Consider the following 14,916-nt stretch of genomic DNA (forward strand, 5'->3'; position numbering starts at 1 on the left):
CGGGGCCCGTGCTCAGATGGGGTCAGGAACCGGTCGATGCGTAGGCGACGAGCGCCTTACCATCAGCGTCCACGAGGCCCTTCGCGGCACCGTCGACGGAACGACCGCGGAAGTCGATCGTGTCATCGAGGTAGGAGCCTTCCTCGAACGGGATCTCACCACCGCCGACCCGGTTGCCCTGGTCGCGCTTGGTGCGAATGTCCACGTTCTCGTGACCGATGAGCTGCGAGTGGATGACTGCCGGGTGGTCGCTCGACTTGTTCGCCAGCAGGTACCAGGTCTTGGCACGCTTGTCGGACTTGTCGATCTTGACCAGCCACTTCGCGACCTGCACAGTGACGAGACCCCGGAACGGGTTCTGCATCTCCGTGGTCGTTTCCTTGTTGCCCTCGGTGACCTTCAGCTTGAGAACGTCCGCGTTGATGATGCGGTTCGCTTCGATCTGCATGGACGGGGGCACGAGAAGCACGAGACCGGTGGTGTCGACGAGGTCGCCACGATGGTCTTCCTTCAGCGCGAACGACTCGACGGCGGCCTGCAGGTTCTCCGGCGACAGGGGCTTGTTGTCCACTGCGGCGAAGAAGTCGGCACGCGGTCCGGTCTCGGACACGAAGGTTTCGAACACGTTCCGGTTGGAACGCTCCGTGGCACCGTTGCCGAGGCGGCGAGGGAAGTCAGCCATGTCGGTGAAGTCACCGGACAGTGCGAGCTCCCACGTGTACCCGAAGCGGCGACCGAACTTGCCGACCTTGTACTCGACTTCGAGTTCGTCGAGGGTGTCGGCCTTGTACTCTTCGCCTTCGCCGACGGGATCGAATTCGGTGTTGCCGAACAGGTCGCGCAGCTTCTTCGGTCGGAAGTCGGGAACCTTCTTCTCGATCGCGAACGCTTCGTACTCCTTGACGGCATCCTTCTGAGCCTGGATGGCTTCGACTTCGAACCCCTTCGACAGGAGGATCGGGAAGTCGCTGGTGGACATGGCCTCACGGAACTGCGCGAGGGCCAGGTTGGTGCCCTTCTGGGCTTCGTTGAACAGCTTGGCGGCGCTGAGCACCTTCTGCTTCATGTTGGGGGCTGTGCGGAATTCCGCCTCAGCCAGCAGATCAAGTTCCATTGTTATCTCCTAAGAGTGTGGTGGGGTCAGGCGCCAGCAGGGGCGGGCGGGACGGCACCGAACGGTGCGACTTCGGCGGGGCCGGTGCCGGTGGCCTTGGCCTGGTTCGACACACCCCATGGGGTGTCGTTCGCGGTTGCGGTGAGACCGCTGGAGCCGAGGTAGACGACCTGCCCTTCGGTGAGGGCGCCGGTGACGTCGATCTCCCAGGAACCGTCGAGCCACACGGTGACTCGGTCGCCCTGTTCGGCGTCGATGAGGGCGACACCGCGGTAGGCGCCGATCGCGACAGCCTGACCGGACTTGTAGGCCTTGTCGGCGGTGAGGGCGATGTGCTTGTTCTCGGGGTACTTCTGGTTCTTCGCCATGTCAGGCTCCCTTCAGGGCTGTGAGTTCGTCGTACGACGGCAGCTCGGATTCGGTGGCAGTGGTGTCGGTGGTGATGGGTCGGGACTCTCCCAGACCACGAACCTGACCGGTACCGGCTGTCTTGGTTTTGTAGTCCTCGGCGAACGTCCGGGCCTCCTTGATCAGGTCGTCCCCGGCGGCGTCGGATTCGGCGAGTCGGTCGATGAGCAGCTCCTTGACCATGCCGGGGTCGACTCCGTCGAATGCTTCCTCGACGACGTTCTCGACTTCGGCTCGGCGGGCTTCCTTCGCCTTGGCGGCCTTGAGTCGGGCGATTTCAGCCTTGAGTTCGGCGTTCTCCTTGCGGAGTCGTTCGAGTTCACTGCCGCCGCCGTTGCCACCCCCGCTGTTGGGTGGGGTGGGCTTCTTCGAGTCGGCTTCGTCGACCCGGTTGGTGTTCTCGGTGTCAGCCATGCTGGCTGCCTCCTTCGGATTGGTTTCCTGATTTCCATTCCCAACCGGGGCTGGGGTGGTCTTGGGGACGTACACGGTGGTCGGCACGACTTCAGCGGGTTCGCCTTCGAGTGCGATCGTGATGCCGTTGCGCGTGTACTTCTGCTCGAATGTGGAGTTCCCGCCGCGATCGGTTTCGACGTTGAACCACACGGTGGAGTCGGTGTGGTCGGTGACGTGGCACCACCGGTCGCCATTGGCGGCGCGCACAGCCTGGTGGAGGAGCTGACGAGTCTCGTCATTGACGCCTTCGTGCAATCGCGCAGACTCGAGCACCTCGATGACTCGACCGCCGCGTCCGGCCTTGGTTACGAAGTCGACGGACCGTGCCTCGGTGAGCTTCGTGACAACACGCTCACCGCCGGCCTCGCTGACTTCCCCGGATGCGCGGATGCTCACGCCTATGTCTTCGGCCATGTCGGCGATGATGGGCTTCCAGTGGGAGAAGATCTTCGCCTCGGCGACGAGCCCGCCGGATTCGTTGTCCCAGTGGGCGTCTTCGGTGAGAATGCCGACGAGGTTGTGCAGGTCGCCTTCGGGGCGGGACCAGTCCTCGGCTTCGGTGGCGTGGTTGAAGAACATCTGCGTTCCTTTGGGGAACACCTTGTCTCGCCCGGCGGCCTCGATGGTTTCTTTCGGGTACACGCCGCTCGATCCTGCACCGGGTGTGATGATCCCGATCTTGGCGCGCCCACCCGCCTTCGGGGTGACGGTGGCCTTTTCTCGGAGTATTGCGATGGTCATGGGTTCGCCTTCCTGCGGAGGTCTGCGAGTGGGGTTGCCTGATACGAGGGACGCCAATCGGGGTTGTCGACACGGCGGGCCATGTCGGCAAGGCTGATCTGCCCGTCTTGGAGCATCCGGTACCGGTCGGGACCGAGGGCGGCAACAGCGTCGTGAGGGTTGTTCGCTATCCAGTCCTCTGCCGAGGGGATGATGTCGGGTGGTTCGTCGATGTCGAATCCGAGGTCGCGCCACGACTTTGTTTTGGGGATGAACGTGCATCGGCCGTTCTGGTGATCGAACGGGCCTTCGGTGTCGGGTGGATATTCGGTTCCGTGCTTCGCAATGCACGACGGGCACGTGCGAGACGAGAGTTCTGCATGCCACACGACCGCGGTCACAGTCGGGTTGGCGATGTTCTGTGCCCGGTTCGCAGCCCGATGAGCATCCAACTGTTCGGTGCGGGCGATTCTGAGCGCCCGTGTGAGTCCCCCGTTGAACCCTGAGCGTGCCCGTTTGAGCATCTCCCGTGCTGCCCTGTCCGGATGCCAGCCACTGGGGACTGCGCGAATCAGTGCACTCTTCATCGCGTCGACAGCTTCATCCGACAGCGGCAGTGATGAGGCGTGGATCTGACCGAGGGACCGTTCGATGATCTGTTCAAGTGCCGACTGGTCGACACGCGTGAACGACGGGAGCAGCTTCGAATCGACGGGCGGCATCTGGGACGCCGCAACAGCGGTGGTGAGATCCGCGGTGCGTTCGACGACTTCGCGCACCGAATCCTCGAGTAGTGGCCCGAGCTCGGCTGCGAGTTCACGCAGTTTCGCCGCGGTCATCGCCAACGCTCGTTGAGTGCGCGCCAGGTTCGTGATCTGCGCCGGCGTGAGCGGTTCGCCCGCAGCCTTCTTCGCGAGGATGACGGCGATCGTGTCCTGCCACTCCTGGGCAACTTCCTGCCAGGCTTGCGCCCAGCGGGCAGTGAGTGCCCGGGTGGAGGCGTCAACATAGTCGTCGACCATGGCTCGCAATTCGGCGGCCCGACGTAGCGTCAACTCTGTGATGGCCACGCCGAACCTCCTCTACTGGTTGAGCACTGCTGCGGGATCCTCGCCCCGGTTGTACGCATCCACGGCCGCATCCCCGGCACTGATATTTGGGTCGATGAAGTTGCCGGCGTCGTCGGTGAACTGGTCGAGGATCTCGTCGACATCCCTGACTCCGAGTGCACGGAGTAGGAGCCGCATCGTCTCCAACGGTGGGAGCTTCTGTGTTGCGTCGGCATCGACAATGGCTTTCACCATGACGTCAATGGGAGTGTCGTCGAGTTCCGGCCAGGTGAACGTGATCGTGCGGTCGTCTTCGTTGCCGAGGACAACTTCCTGCCGGCCCGTGTACGGGTCTGCTTTCACCCCGCCCTTGAGAGGTCCGCGGGGCGAGAGGACGGCTTGATCGATGACGTGGTTGAGGATGGCCCGGTAGGTTTCCGTCCACACGTCACGGCGTCCCTGCATCTGCAACCGTGTTGGCTGGTTCAGGGTTTCCGCGACAGCACGTGCGCCGGTCTGCCCGGGGTCGGACATGAGCGTCGTGACAGGGATCCCGAACGCAGCCGCGACCATCGTGGCCAGCGGCCGGCCCGACTCGGCATCGATAGTGGCGCCAGTCTTCGGGACGGCCTCGAGTTGTGTGCCCGCGTCCCCGCCGACGATGCCACCAGCCTCAGTGAGGCTGTTGAGCTGGGAGCGCATCTGCTGGGCGGTGTTCTTCTTGCCCGACATCTTCCAAGCGATCCGGGACAAGGCTTTGGTGAGCTTTGCCCAGTCGTCAAGGAAACCCGTGTACCCGCGAGCCCAGGGTAGGGCGGCGTAGGCGTCTCCGATGCCGTACTTGCCGACCTTGTTGACGGCTGTGTGGTGCACGCTGGCGGACCAGTCGACGGGGTTGCCGTCAATGACTGGGAACTTCCGAGTCGGGTTATACCCGAGCGCCGGATACCAGGTGGTCTTCTGACGAGTGGTGACTTTCGCGGTGCGTTCACCGATCGTTGTTTCAACGTAGTCGCGACGGTAGAACCACGGTTCGGATGCATCCTCGGGGTTAGTGAGGATGTCCGTGACTTCGAGCGGGTCGAGAGTGCGAACGCGAACGAACCCAGTATCGGGCGCGGTGAACAGGATCGCGTACATGTTACCGTCCGTCGACAACTGGCGCTCCAGCTGCTCGTGTGCCTGGTGGCCAGTGAACGCGGCCCGGTTACCCGGGTCGTCAAGGAAAGCTTGGATGACGGTGTTCACGTCCTGCGTGCCCGTCTCTTTGCCATCGGCGGCAACGACACCAATGCCGCCGTTGCCGTGGATATACCCGGTGCGGACGGCAATCCCTCGGGCGATCAAGGGGTTCGCGATGGCCATGACCCTGCAGGCCTGCGCGGCCTGCTTGCGACCCTCAGGTGAGAGGTCGCGTTCCGTCTGGTCACCGAGCTTCGACCACCCGGCGTCCTCGGCGAACATGCGGGATAGCTGCTCGTACGATTCCTCGAGACGGAACGACAGGGTATCGACTTCACCCTTGAGCCGGTTCACTTCCGGGTCCGTGGACTCTTGGAGGCCGAGCCAATTGCGAATACCCATGAGGCCTCCGTTCGGTTAGAAGTAGCTGATAGGGATAGCGTCGTCGGCGAACTCCTCAGCGACGAGCTGTTCCTGATCGATGAGCGGATGAAGGAGCAGGTTATTGATTGCCTGCGAGAGGGCATCCACACAATCGTCATGAACTCCGTCTGGAAAGGCTCTCGCCTCTTCGATCAGGTCATCCACGCCAGGGAATAGCTGTGACGACGGGAGAATGATGTTCTTCGAGAACGCGAGCGGGGACACCGCTGATGCTCTCGACATCTTCGAGCCTTGCGGTTCGACCGGGACGAGGCCGGGTATTGAGTGTTGCAATGCGTTGATGACTGCAGGGCCATTGGCCTTGTTTTCAACAAGCTTCATTGTGGCTTGGGGCCAGCGTGCCGACATGGACTTGATCGCGTCCACTGTCGTCTTGAAGTTCATGCGTTCGCGCACCTGGTCGACAAGGTAGGCGTTGATACCCACGCGCAGCCATGTCTGCCCGACCACGAAGTCTGAACCGTCAGTGTCGGAGAAAGTGAGATCCCAGGACTGGGCGACCTCGTAGCCATTCTCTGCGAGACCGGGGACGATTCGTACCCCATCGGGCCTCTCGACCCACATCGGCTGCTCGTAGCGCTCCCACTCCTTCGGGAACACGCCACCATCGTCGACCGTGGGGTTTCCTTGATAGAGACTCTGGAACACCTTCGGCCCGACAGCGGTCTTGATCTGCTCCCACTGCTCGACAGTGCGGCGGCGAGCCGATTGCAACCACTCCCCCGGCTTGCGGCCAAGGGGGTCGTTCTCTTCTGCCTGGGCGGGAATGTTGATGACTCGCCAGCGGTCGGCATCCTCGGCCTTCAGGAGCCGCCCTGCGAGGTCGTCTTCGTGCCATCGGGTGAGCACCAGAATTACGGGCGCGCCGGGTGCGAGACGCGTGTTCGCAACGGAGGTCCAGAAGTTCCATGCACGCTCTCGGTAGGTTTTGGAGAACGCTTGTTCGAGGTTTGAGATCGGGTCATCGATGAATAGCGCGTCCACTGCTTTACCGGTGAGTCCACCGGATAGTCCGACTGCACGGACGCCACCTTGACGGCCGGCGATGCGGAAGCGACGGATTGCGTTATTGTCCGCGGCGATGCGCAGCCCGAGGTCGAGTGAGCCTTCGTCGCCTTGGTTGTCCTCGATGTGGTTGCGAATGTTTCGTCCGAACTCTTCGGCGAGGTCTTGGGCGTAGGACACGACTGCGACACGACGGTCAGGGTTGCGGGTGAGGAACCAGAGTGGCCCGAACGTGGTCACGCGGGTGCTCTTCCCCTCCTGGGGTGGCAGGTTCAGGATGAGCCGGTCGTTGCGACCTGCTTCGACATCTACGAGTGCTTGGTCGATGACATCGAGCGCAGGCGTCTGCACGGTATTCGGTTCAATCGCTCGGGCTAGTTCGCCAGGGGTTTCCCAGCGGTGCAAGTCCTGGCCCTGCGACTCGAGCTTATCGGCCAGTGCTGTCATCCAGTCGACCGACATGCTCACCTCCATGAAGTTGACCCCGCTTTAAACGAGTACGGGAAACTCGAACCACGGCGGCAAGGTAGCGAGCCCGGTGCTGTGGTTGGTAAGGGTGAGACCCCCGGAGCCAGCAGCAGCGCGGCTTCTACGGGGGTCTCAGGTGGTGGGTAGAAAAGTGACAAACACCCCACCACGATTAGGGGGCGGATGCGGTCAGTCTGGGGTTTCCGTCCGATACTTGACTGGCATCCGGTTTCTTCGTTCTCGTTCGTCCTGCCGGACCTTGCGTGCACATTTGGGGCAGGCACCGTCTTCGTCAGGGTTGAACGCGAGTGGATATTGGACTTCGACGAGAGTCCCGCAGGCAGCCTTCACTCGATCGTCGACGTTGATCTTCGTGAGGGGTTTGTATATTCCACCGACCGTGCCCATGCGTACGGCGTGGAATTCGTCTACCACTTCGGGCAGGAATTCTTCTTCCGGGTAGCCCACTCGTTTCGGCATGGGTTTCGCGAAGCGGGCCGCTGCATAGAATCGGGGAGTTGGTTTCCAGTCCAAGTCAGTTCCTCACTGAACTACACGGATGTAATTTACCCGCTGACGCTAGTCTAACATTTGATTGTCCCATCGGGAAGAAGCGACTCACCGTATCACCGGGTTCTTTTTCCGCGCCTGTAGTTCCGCTTTCGCAATGTCTTCGACGCACATCATGAGTGGTAGCCGGCGGGAAAGTCGGGCTTCCCGAATTACGTACTGTTCGCGCCACCTGTTGACAGTTGAGCGGGACACTTCGAATAGTTCGGTTGCTTCCTGCATTGTCACCCATTTTTTCGTCATGCTGCTCGCCCCTTCGCTGCCTGCTCAGCTCGGTGTTGCAATCGCTGTTCGGCGATTTCGGTTTCCGTGTGCCACCTGCCGCAGGACTCGCAGACGAACGTTTCGTCGAATCCGAACGATCGGGGTGGGTGCATGTACACGAGCATCACTTCGCAGGCGATGCATCTGACTGGAAGGTGCTGGCGGGGCGCTTCTGCAGGGTATTTCTTGGTTGCCTTCAACCATCGTTTGATGATGTCGCGTTGGATACTTTCAGTGAGGTCATTATCGCGAACCATGGGGAGTTGGTGTTCGATGAAGCGTGCGAGGGTACGGGATTGTGCGAATGCGGTTTCTGGTGGGGTGTTGGCTGGTAGCCCGTTTTCTCGGTTTTTGGCCCAGGCGATTGTGGTGGGTGGTTTCGTTCCGAGCTCGTCTGCGATGCAGGCGGCGTGCTCGCGGAGTGTGGCGTAGAGGTCGTCTGCGTCGTCGACTGGTCCGAGTTGGATGGGCGCGGTGAGTTTCGCTCCGGGTGCTGCCCGTCCGGTGGTGCCTGATCGTCCTGGTTCGAGGTAGCCGCGGAGTTCCCCGATAAGGCCGGGGATTTCTGTGAGCGCGGCGTGAAAGCCTGGGTGTGGGTAGCTCATTCGTGTGCCTCTCTGCCGTCGAGGGATCGGTGGGTGATGATCCAGAAGTCTCCGTGCTCGTCGGGCGCGAATTCGACGTGTGGACCGCAGACGCAGTTCTCGCCGTCTGTGTGTTCGATGTGATCGTCTGCGGGGATGATCTCGGCGTAGTCAGGCATGTGGTCCCCTTTCGATGTAGGCGTGGTCGTTCCACGCGTTGCCGCAGCAGTGGCAGTGGAAACCAACAGCGGTCCCGCCGATGCCGTCGGAGGTGTACACGGGTTCACGGTGGTCGTGGAGGCAGATGATGGTCGTCCTGGCCTCGCGTTCGCATAGCACCTTCTCGTCGACGGTCTCGTGGGTGCAGTCTTCGTGGCCGGGCTTCATGCGTCCTCCTTGGCGTCGTTTGCGGTCGCTTGCATCCCGCGCAGTGCGTCCAGGAACTCGCTCTGCCAGTGGTCAGCCTCCGCCTGGGCGAGGTCGCGCTCGGTGTGCGTCATGGGCCACGTGGTGCCGGTCTTTGTCGGTTTGCCCGTCATGCGTCCTCCTGCCAGTCGGTCGGGGCATCGCGGCCTTCTTCGGCATCACGCTTTGCGGCGGCTAATCCGTACTGGATCGTGCCGTCAAGGAGTCCTTGGTATCGCTCTGATGTGAAGTTCATGAGAACCCAGTTCGCCAGGCGCACAGCAAGCCCCTCGATCAACGGGCTCGGCTCAAATCTCGGCAGCATCTTCATTCATCCTCCTGGTGGCAGTCGCATCCGCATTCGGTGGGTTCGTCGTTGATGTCGTCCCAGGCTTGCAGGTCGCACTTGCGGTCATTGCCGTCTCGGCAATCTGGGCTGAGGAATACGGGGGTCATACGCTCTCCTTGGCCTTGTGTGTCAAGTGGTAGTAGCGGCAGTGTGGGCACTTGTATGCCCGCTGCTCGAGGTCGGGCCGATGCGACTTGTCTTTCCATTGGATCTTCGCCAGTTGGAGTTTCGCGGCGATCATGTCGCGGTACTTCACCTTGCGGCACATGACCAGTCACCCTTCCCTGAGTTTGTTGATCTTCGCGGCTTCGCTGTCGTCGCAGATCCTTGCCGTGTATGTGTGCTTGAGGAATCCACTTAGGTCGTCGTCAGGGGCTACCGCGTCGGGCGCTCCAAGAACTCGGTGCCCTTCAATGTCCTTCATGAGCGCGGTGATCGTGATCGCGTCGTGTTGCATGTGGAGTTCGGTGACTGCTGATGGGTCGAGGCCGAGGGCTTCGATGGCGGCACGGATCTGGCTTCGGCTGATGGCCTTGTTTGCGATTCCTGGCTGGTTGTCGAGGTCGAAGGTGTACTTGCGGTCGATGTTGTTGCTCATGGTGTGTTCACTTTCTGTAATCCGGTGATGTTCTCTTCGAGTTTTTCGGCGATCATGCTGGCCGCGTGAGTCCAGAGCATTGCCCCGGTTGCGGCCATGTTTTCGGCCTGCTCGATCGCCTCAGTTGCGATCACCTCCTGGTGGTGGGCGATGCTCCAGCCGTCCGGTGTGCGCCCGAGTCGGTCGTATTCGAGTGCCAGGAGTCCTGCTGCGCGTTGGAGGCGTTGCCGTTGCGCCATGACTTGTTGGATGGTCATTTGCCGCTCCCTGCGAGGTTGCGGAGGATCCGCGGGATCTCGGTGGCCGCGGTTTGCATCTGCTCGGGTGTGGCTTGGATGGCGGTGAGGAGGGATGTGAGGACGGTTTCGAACTGGGCGCCCGTCTGCTCCGCAAGCTTGACTTGGCGTTCGTCGACGCCGGCCTTCAACGTCTCAGCCGCGTACCGGGCGAGCTGGTCCTGGGCTTTGTGCAACAGCGTGTACACGACGTGCTGGCGGGCTTCCTCGGTGCGTTCGAACTGTTCCCCGAACTCGGGGTTGTCCTTGCCGACGACCTTGGTTTCACCCCACCAGAGGTCGCCGTCGGTTTCGAGGAGTTCCACTTGGTGCCGCAACCATTCGACTTCGCCGGCTTTGGATGCGACGAGGTCGAGGAGCGCCTGCGCAGGGTCAAGGTTCTCGTGGGGTGTGCCCAACCTGCGGGCGACGCGGGTGAGTTTCTCCTGCTCGAGGTTCCGGCTAGCGGCTGCCCTGGCCTTCTTCGATCCCCCACCGTGGCGCAGGCACACGCGGAGACCGCGGACAGGGTAGTTGCGGCATTGGTCCCCAGGTCGCTTCTTCGACTCGGCCTGACACTTCTTCGGATCCCAGTTGCTCTTGTCGACGGCCATGTCACATTCCTCGCAGTTCAACGGTGTCGAGGACGTCGATTCTGGCCCCGAGCGGGACTGTGTGCAGGTGGTCGTTGATCTGGAGGGTGATGGTGCCTGGGGTGGCTGTGTGGATGGCGTGGAGGGTGCCTCTGCGGCAGTAGCCGAGGGCGGACCAGGTGGGGAATGAGACGGTGGAGCCGATGTGGTCGGCGGTCAGCTCCGAAACGTATTGGATCTTCATACCCGAAGCTAAACGCCGGACACGGGAGAGTTACCAGGGACGACACGCCGGTGTGTCAGGGTTTCCTGGATCGTTGGTTGAGTGCCCATGCGAGAGTGCGGAGCGGCGCTGCTATCCACCATGCGAGAACGTCGGGGCGGGCTCGTGTGGGACGTTCGGGCCGGTGGAGGTTGCGCCGGTAACGCTGGTACAGCCAGCGGTCGTAGGACTTCATTCGTGCCCACATCCTGGCCAGTGGCGTTCCACGTCGGCGGCTGAACCACGATGGTGTGGTGGCGGGCAGGTGCGGCTCCCCAGCTTCACCAGTTCCGGCCCCGGTTCCCCGACGATCTTCCATCCGTAGCCTTTGCGCATGTCGGGGTTACTGGTTTTGATGTACTGCCCGCTCGTCAGCAGCCAGTGACGGTGCCATTCGCCTCTCGTGTGCTTGGCGAGGTGGTTCCAGTACTTCCGGCCCGGCTGGGGGCGGAATGCGCGGTTGATGTAGTCGCTGTCGGTCATGGTGTTCTCCATCCTGGGAAGTATCCGGTGGGCACGATGGTGCGGTGGCCGCGGGGGCGTTCATGCTGGTCTTCGATCATGGTCGTGGCTCCATCCATCCGTGGACGTGTGTTGTCGTGTGCCCGTCGTGTCGAGTGAACGGGTACGACTCAAGGTGCAGGTCGTCGATGATTGCCTGGGCGGCGGATTCGCCGTCGTCGGTTTCATCGACAAGGTGCTTGATCCTGTCCCGCAGGTTGTCGTGGTCAGTCATTGCCAATACCCCTTTCGCTTGCATGGTTTGCATGGTGCTGGGCCGAAGTCGTCAGCGTCATGCAGTCGTTCTTGCCCGACGAATGCGCCGCACCGTGAGCACCTGAACGGCATGTCATCCTCGCTCACCATTGATTGCTCCTTCGATTGCTTGAACAGTCGGGCAAGGCCAGTAGCTAACGCCGCATGAGCACACGTCAGCCACACCACCATCTGGTGTTCCGCCCGTCTCTTTAACGTGCAGTTCGAGTACCGCGTTCAATGCGTCCAGGGCGCGAGGGAACATGCTGTGAGCGTCCACGATTGCGTTGCCGTCGAAGTCGTGGATTGCTTCGACAACGGCACCGTCGCGGCCAAACCCTCCTGCCACGTCGTAGTCGTCGCCCTCGGGCCAGTGCACGCTTTCGCTGAGGATTCGGTCGTTCGGGGTCTTGTACCAGGGTCCGTCTGTTGCTGCCGCGTGGATTGCCTGCCGCTCCTCGACCCACGACTTCACGGTGTCACTCATGCTTCCTCCTCGATCCGGTCGGCACGTTCCATGAGAGGGAAGTGCGGGAATCCCTCTCGCCCGTCTCCCCACTCCTTAGCGAACTCCCTCAGCGCATCCGCTTTGATCTTCGCGATCCCGCGCTCAGCATCCGCCTTGGCCGTCGCGTAGTTTTCGCCGGCCTGTTCTTCCATGGCTCCGGCGTAGCAGCCGATAAGCTCAGCCTCGTCGGGGGTGTACTTCTCACTCATGGTCGTATCCTCCAAGTCGGTTAGTGATTGCGACGATGATCCCGGCCGCCTGGTCACCCATGCCCAGGTCGGCATACATGCGCACCACGTTCACCAGGGTTGCCGTCCGCTGCTCATGAGCTAGGGCGAGAGTGGCTTCGGCCTCGTCGCTCGCCTCGATCTTGTTGAACTGTTGGGCGTACGGGTTGCCGGGCATTGGGTTGGTCACTTTGTCTCCCATGCTTCGATTCCATCCCGACCCACGAGACTTTTCCCAGCCCCGACACGCGGTTGGTGAGGTTCCGTTTCGGGGTTGATGGTTGGTGAGGTTCGGTGCGCTTGGGTGAGTCGCCGGCGGGTGATGAGGTACTCGATGAGACGGATCATGCTGCCTCGATCGCTGGTCGCCAGTGCCGGTCGGACACGGACGCGAAGTGGCCCTCCCACTGCAACGTGATGGCTTCTCGCATGCCGTGCCGGTTCTTCGCCACGAGCATGTTGAGTTCGTCCGGGCTCTCTTCGTCCCGGTGGAGCAACAGCACCACGTCAGCGTCCTGTTCGATCGCACCTGATTCGCGCAGGTCCGCAAGTGTGGGCTTCCCACCGCGGGCGCTTTCACGGTTGAGCTGGGACAGGACTAGGACGGGCACGTCGAACGTCTTCGCCATGACTTTGAGCGCTCTCGTCCAGCGTGCGATTTCCTCGTGGCGCTTCTTGTCACTCTTGCCCGTCGATTCCATCAGCTGCAGGTAGTCCACGACGATCATCGACAGCGGGTGCCGGCGTTGGATGGTCCGTGCCTGCCTTCGGATGCCTTCAACGGTCTGGGCAGGGTTGTCGTCCACGTAGAACCGATCACGGTTCGTGGCCTTGCGATTCGTCAGCCGCTCCCACTCGTTCGGAGTCATGTTCGAGTCGAGGATGTTGCCCAGCGGAATGTGGAGCAGCTGGGAGAACACGCGCTTGTGGATTTCTGACTGCGACATTTCGAGGGTGCACATGAGCACCGATCCGCGGTGGAGCATGTTCACGGCCGCCTGCAGGCCCACGAGCGTCTTACCGCTGCCCGGGCGTGCTCCGATGACGTAAAGCGCTCCTGGTCGCCATCCTCCGATGAGGTGGTTGAGATCCTGCCATGGGGTGACCGTGAACCTCGGTGGTGCGTTGAGTTCCGCGATGGTTTCAGCCTCAACTTCTGCCATGGATCGGATTTCGGTGGTGCTGACGTTCCCAGCATCGTCGATTGCTTTGCGGGCGACTTCGATGACCTGGTTGATGTCATCGACTTCGTTAACGGCTTGACTGATCGCGGTAGTTGCGTTGATGAGGCGGCGCCGGATGGAGTGTTCGCGGGTGATGGATTGGTATTGGCCGATGAGCGCACTGGTGGGGGTGTTGTGCATGGCTTTGGCCAGGTAGGCGGGTTCGAGGAGTCGCTTCGTCTCAGCGTTCGATGTGGCGATAGCTGATCCGGTGGAGACGAGATCAACGGCCTGACCCTTGGCCCAGAGCGCCTGCATGAGCTCGAAGGCTCGGGCGTTGCGGGGGCTGGCGAAGTCGTCGGCAGTGAGGGTGATTTCTTCGAGGACTTTGCCGCCGGTCATGAGGATGGAGCCGAGGACGGAAAGTTCGGCTTCGTCGGTGCTGGTGGGTTCGTTCATCAGAATGGTCCTTCCTTTGACCAGAGGTCAGTCTGCGGTGGTCGTGGTTGTTGTTCGGCTGTACGGATGAGCCAGTTGGTGAAGGCTGCGTTCCAGTTGGCTTTGCGTTCGTCTTTCGACTCAGCCCAATTTCGGAACTTCTCAACCTCGGCAGGGAGGTTGATTCGGTGTTCTGAGGCTTTGGCCCGATGAGTGTCTGTGGGCACCCAGTCGGGCGAGAGTGGTCGTGCTGGTCGCTTGCGACCGGTCGCACTCTCTATAGGGGTCGGGACGGGTCGGGTCGGGGGGACCGTGACATCACCCGTGACTAACGGTTGAACTTCGCCGTGAGTCACGGTGTTAGTCACGCCGTGACGTTTGCGTGACGATGAAGCCTTGTCCCGTGCCCTTTGTTGCCTCTGACGTGCGCTTTCACGTTCTGCGAGCACCTGTTGACGTGATGGTTGATAGTCCAGCCAGTCGTGAAATTGGTAGCCGTTTGGGGTCTCGTCCCATAGGCCCGCTTCAACTAAGCTACGTGCGTCCTTCGTCGACGCTCCGAGCATGAAGCATGTCTGCTTCGTCACCGCTCCGTCCGTCAGTTGCGCCATGCACCATGAGAGTGCAGACACCCAGAGGGCTTTCCCGCCCTTGCTGACGGTCATCCATTTGGGTGACGAGTAGAGCTTGTCGTCGATCTTGCCCCACGGCATTTATGCCGCCTCCTCGAGTCCGACGAGTTCGTCGATCTGTGCCCCCTCGAGGGCTGCAATGGCGAGGTCGACGGTGCGAGCGTTGGGCAGGCGGTGTCCGAGGATGGACTGGGCGAGGGAGATTCGTTTGGTTGCTTCGATGGCGGTGAGGTTTTCCATTGTCATTCCCTCCCTGGTCGTGGTGGGAGCAGTCCGAGGGTTTCGAGGACGTCTCGTGCTTCGTCTGCGGGTAGCCATGATTGGACGACTGCGGTGGCTTGTCGGCGTTCGTGTGTGGTGTTGGTGAGTTTCTCGAGCGAGTAGGTGCTGAGGCTGGCGCCGGCGGGGGTTCGCGTACCCGATGCTGTTCGTCATGCCGCTGCTCC

General features: G+C 61.7%; 24 protein-coding genes. All 24 read right to left on the reverse strand.

Features of this window, described 5'->3' with window-relative positions:
• Positions 1-22: 22 nt before the first annotated feature.
• The gene (locus GUY30_RS12310) at positions 23-1,114 is read right to left on the reverse strand and encodes a phage major capsid protein (protein WP_167197952.1); all 1,092 of its coding nucleotides are present in this window, start codon (positions 1,112-1,114) and stop codon (positions 23-25) included.
• Positions 1,115-1,140: 26 nt separating this feature from the next.
• Positions 1,141-1,482: a DUF2190 family protein gene (locus GUY30_RS12315; RefSeq protein WP_143924201.1), complete on the reverse strand. Its 342-nt coding sequence runs from the start codon at positions 1,480-1,482 to the stop codon at positions 1,141-1,143.
• Position 1,483: 1 nt separating this feature from the next.
• Complete coding sequence (locus GUY30_RS12320; RefSeq protein ID WP_167197954.1) at positions 1,484-2,719, reverse strand: hypothetical protein; 1,236 nt, start codon at positions 2,717-2,719, stop codon at positions 1,484-1,486.
• Positions 2,716-3,768, reverse strand: a complete 1,053-nt coding sequence (locus GUY30_RS12325) for a phage minor head protein (protein ID WP_167197956.1) — start codon at positions 3,766-3,768, stop codon at positions 2,716-2,718. The genes GUY30_RS12320 and GUY30_RS12325 overlap by 4 nt, the downstream gene beginning before the upstream one ends.
• A gap of 12 nt (positions 3,769-3,780) precedes the next feature.
• The gene (locus tag GUY30_RS12330; protein ID WP_167197959.1) at positions 3,781-5,331 is read right to left on the reverse strand and encodes a hypothetical protein; all 1,551 of its coding nucleotides are present in this window, start codon (positions 5,329-5,331) and stop codon (positions 3,781-3,783) included.
• A gap of 15 nt (positions 5,332-5,346) precedes the next feature.
• Positions 5,347-6,840, reverse strand: a complete 1,494-nt coding sequence (terL, locus tag GUY30_RS12335) for a phage terminase large subunit (RefSeq protein WP_228281314.1) — start codon at positions 6,838-6,840, stop codon at positions 5,347-5,349.
• An 815-nt stretch (positions 6,841-7,655) separates the two neighbouring features.
• Complete coding sequence (locus tag GUY30_RS12340; protein WP_167197961.1) at positions 7,656-8,285, reverse strand: hypothetical protein; 630 nt, start codon at positions 8,283-8,285, stop codon at positions 7,656-7,658.
• Positions 8,282-8,443, reverse strand: coding sequence for a hypothetical protein (locus GUY30_RS12345; RefSeq protein ID WP_167197963.1), 162 nt, complete (start codon positions 8,441-8,443; stop codon positions 8,282-8,284). The genes GUY30_RS12340 and GUY30_RS12345 overlap by 4 nt, the downstream gene beginning before the upstream one ends.
• Entirely contained in the window at positions 8,436-8,651 is a 216-nt protein-coding gene (locus tag GUY30_RS12350) for a hypothetical protein (RefSeq protein WP_167197966.1), read from the reverse strand. Before GUY30_RS12350 ends, GUY30_RS12345 begins: the two co-directional genes overlap by 8 nt.
• Complete coding sequence (locus GUY30_RS12355) at positions 8,648-8,803, reverse strand: hypothetical protein (protein ID WP_167197969.1); 156 nt, start codon at positions 8,801-8,803, stop codon at positions 8,648-8,650. Before GUY30_RS12355 ends, GUY30_RS12350 begins: the two co-directional genes overlap by 4 nt.
• Positions 8,800-9,000 (reverse strand): hypothetical protein, encoded by a 201-nt coding sequence (locus GUY30_RS12360; RefSeq protein WP_167197972.1) that lies wholly within the window; start codon positions 8,998-9,000, stop codon positions 8,800-8,802. The genes GUY30_RS12355 and GUY30_RS12360 overlap by 4 nt, the downstream gene beginning before the upstream one ends.
• Complete coding sequence (locus tag GUY30_RS18055; RefSeq protein WP_266096026.1) at positions 8,997-9,125, reverse strand: hypothetical protein; 129 nt, start codon at positions 9,123-9,125, stop codon at positions 8,997-8,999. Before GUY30_RS18055 ends, GUY30_RS12360 begins: the two co-directional genes overlap by 4 nt.
• A 167-nt stretch (positions 9,126-9,292) precedes the next feature.
• The gene (locus GUY30_RS12365) at positions 9,293-9,616 is read right to left on the reverse strand and encodes a hypothetical protein (RefSeq protein WP_167197975.1); all 324 of its coding nucleotides are present in this window, start codon (positions 9,614-9,616) and stop codon (positions 9,293-9,295) included.
• Positions 9,613-9,873 (reverse strand): hypothetical protein, encoded by a 261-nt coding sequence (locus GUY30_RS12370; RefSeq protein WP_167197978.1) that lies wholly within the window; start codon positions 9,871-9,873, stop codon positions 9,613-9,615. The genes GUY30_RS12365 and GUY30_RS12370 overlap by 4 nt, the downstream gene beginning before the upstream one ends.
• Positions 9,870-10,505: a hypothetical protein gene (locus GUY30_RS12375; RefSeq protein WP_167197981.1), complete on the reverse strand. Its 636-nt coding sequence runs from the start codon at positions 10,503-10,505 to the stop codon at positions 9,870-9,872. The genes GUY30_RS12370 and GUY30_RS12375 overlap by 4 nt, the downstream gene beginning before the upstream one ends.
• Position 10,506: 1 nt before the next feature.
• Positions 10,507-10,728, reverse strand: a complete 222-nt coding sequence (locus GUY30_RS12380; RefSeq protein ID WP_167197984.1) for a hypothetical protein — start codon at positions 10,726-10,728, stop codon at positions 10,507-10,509.
• A 210-nt stretch (positions 10,729-10,938) separates the two neighbouring features.
• The gene (locus GUY30_RS12385; RefSeq protein ID WP_167197987.1) at positions 10,939-11,241 is read right to left on the reverse strand and encodes a hypothetical protein; all 303 of its coding nucleotides are present in this window, start codon (positions 11,239-11,241) and stop codon (positions 10,939-10,941) included.
• A gap of 64 nt (positions 11,242-11,305) precedes the next feature.
• A complete protein-coding gene (locus tag GUY30_RS12390) occupies positions 11,306-11,482 on the reverse strand; it encodes a hypothetical protein (protein WP_167197990.1) in 177 nt (58 codons plus the stop codon).
• A 114-nt stretch (positions 11,483-11,596) separates the two neighbouring features.
• A complete protein-coding gene (locus GUY30_RS12395; protein WP_167197993.1) occupies positions 11,597-11,989 on the reverse strand; it encodes a hypothetical protein in 393 nt (130 codons plus the stop codon).
• Entirely contained in the window at positions 11,986-12,219 is a 234-nt protein-coding gene (locus GUY30_RS12400; protein ID WP_167197996.1) for a hypothetical protein, read from the reverse strand. Before GUY30_RS12400 ends, GUY30_RS12395 begins: the two co-directional genes overlap by 4 nt.
• Positions 12,212-12,439, reverse strand: a complete 228-nt coding sequence (locus GUY30_RS12405) for a hypothetical protein (protein ID WP_167197998.1) — start codon at positions 12,437-12,439, stop codon at positions 12,212-12,214. Before GUY30_RS12405 ends, GUY30_RS12400 begins: the two co-directional genes overlap by 8 nt.
• Positions 12,440-12,581: 142 nt before the next feature.
• The gene (locus tag GUY30_RS12410) at positions 12,582-13,859 is read right to left on the reverse strand and encodes a replicative DNA helicase (protein ID WP_167198001.1); all 1,278 of its coding nucleotides are present in this window, start codon (positions 13,857-13,859) and stop codon (positions 12,582-12,584) included.
• Positions 13,859-14,551 (reverse strand): hypothetical protein, encoded by a 693-nt coding sequence (locus GUY30_RS12415; RefSeq protein ID WP_167198004.1) that lies wholly within the window; start codon positions 14,549-14,551, stop codon positions 13,859-13,861. The genes GUY30_RS12410 and GUY30_RS12415 overlap by 1 nt, the downstream gene beginning before the upstream one ends.
• Positions 14,552-14,716, reverse strand: coding sequence for a hypothetical protein (locus GUY30_RS12420; RefSeq protein ID WP_167198007.1), 165 nt, complete (start codon positions 14,714-14,716; stop codon positions 14,552-14,554).
• Positions 14,717-14,916 lie beyond the last annotated feature (200 nt).

It is taken from the genome of Brevibacterium pigmentatum, assembly GCF_011617465.1.
GTDB classification, from domain to species: Bacteria; Actinomycetota; Actinomycetes; order Actinomycetales; family Brevibacteriaceae; genus Brevibacterium; species Brevibacterium pigmentatum.

What these genes read in the sequence shown, in the direction of transcription:
- GUY30_RS12310 (WP_167197952.1), bottom strand. Translation starts at nt 1,114, where the DNA reads ATGGAACTTGATCTGCTGGCTGAGGCGGAATTCCGCACAGCCCCCAAC.
- GUY30_RS12315 (WP_143924201.1), bottom strand. Translation starts at nt 1,482, where the DNA reads ATGGCGAAGAACCAGAAGTACCCCGAGAACAAGCACATCGCCCTCACC.
- GUY30_RS12320 (WP_167197954.1), bottom strand. Translation starts at nt 2,719, where the DNA reads ATGACCATCGCAATACTCCGAGAAAAGGCCACCGTCACCCCGAAGGCG.
- GUY30_RS12330 (WP_167197959.1), bottom strand. Translation starts at nt 5,331, where the DNA reads ATGGGTATTCGCAATTGGCTCGGCCTCCAAGAGTCCACGGACCCGGAA.
- terL (WP_228281314.1), bottom strand. Translation starts at nt 6,840, where the DNA reads ATGTCGGTCGACTGGATGACAGCACTGGCCGATAAGCTCGAGTCGCAG.
- GUY30_RS12340 (WP_167197961.1), bottom strand. Translation starts at nt 8,285, where the DNA reads ATGAGCTACCCACACCCAGGCTTTCACGCCGCGCTCACAGAAATCCCC.
- GUY30_RS12345 (WP_167197963.1), bottom strand. Translation starts at nt 8,443, where the DNA reads ATGCCTGACTACGCCGAGATCATCCCCGCAGACGATCACATCGAACAC.
- GUY30_RS12350 (WP_167197966.1), bottom strand. Translation starts at nt 8,651, where the DNA reads ATGAAGCCCGGCCACGAAGACTGCACCCACGAGACCGTCGACGAGAAG.
- GUY30_RS12355 (WP_167197969.1), bottom strand. Translation starts at nt 8,803, where the DNA reads ATGACGGGCAAACCGACAAAGACCGGCACCACGTGGCCCATGACGCAC.
- GUY30_RS12360 (WP_167197972.1), bottom strand. Translation starts at nt 9,000, where the DNA reads ATGAAGATGCTGCCGAGATTTGAGCCGAGCCCGTTGATCGAGGGGCTT.
- GUY30_RS18055 (WP_266096026.1), bottom strand. Translation starts at nt 9,125, where the DNA reads ATGACCCCCGTATTCCTCAGCCCAGATTGCCGAGACGGCAATGACCGC.
- GUY30_RS12365 (WP_167197975.1), bottom strand. Translation starts at nt 9,616, where the DNA reads ATGAGCAACAACATCGACCGCAAGTACACCTTCGACCTCGACAACCAG.
- GUY30_RS12370 (WP_167197978.1), bottom strand. Translation starts at nt 9,873, where the DNA reads ATGACCATCCAACAAGTCATGGCGCAACGGCAACGCCTCCAACGCGCA.
- GUY30_RS12375 (WP_167197981.1), bottom strand. Translation starts at nt 10,505, where the DNA reads ATGGCCGTCGACAAGAGCAACTGGGATCCGAAGAAGTGTCAGGCCGAG.
- GUY30_RS12380 (WP_167197984.1), bottom strand. Translation starts at nt 10,728, where the DNA reads ATGAAGATCCAATACGTTTCGGAGCTGACCGCCGACCACATCGGCTCC.
- GUY30_RS12385 (WP_167197987.1), bottom strand. Translation starts at nt 11,241, where the DNA reads ATGGAGAACACCATGACCGACAGCGACTACATCAACCGCGCATTCCGC.
- GUY30_RS12390 (WP_167197990.1), bottom strand. Translation starts at nt 11,482, where the DNA reads ATGACTGACCACGACAACCTGCGGGACAGGATCAAGCACCTTGTCGAT.
- GUY30_RS12395 (WP_167197993.1), bottom strand. Translation starts at nt 11,989, where the DNA reads ATGAGTGACACCGTGAAGTCGTGGGTCGAGGAGCGGCAGGCAATCCAC.
- GUY30_RS12400 (WP_167197996.1), bottom strand. Translation starts at nt 12,219, where the DNA reads ATGAGTGAGAAGTACACCCCCGACGAGGCTGAGCTTATCGGCTGCTAC.
- GUY30_RS12405 (WP_167197998.1), bottom strand. Translation starts at nt 12,439, where the DNA reads ATGGGAGACAAAGTGACCAACCCAATGCCCGGCAACCCGTACGCCCAA.
- GUY30_RS12410 (WP_167198001.1), bottom strand. Translation starts at nt 13,859, where the DNA reads ATGAACGAACCCACCAGCACCGACGAAGCCGAACTTTCCGTCCTCGGC.
- GUY30_RS12415 (WP_167198004.1), bottom strand. Translation starts at nt 14,551, where the DNA reads ATGCCGTGGGGCAAGATCGACGACAAGCTCTACTCGTCACCCAAATGG.
- GUY30_RS12420 (WP_167198007.1), bottom strand. Translation starts at nt 14,716, where the DNA reads ATGACAATGGAAAACCTCACCGCCATCGAAGCAACCAAACGAATCTCC.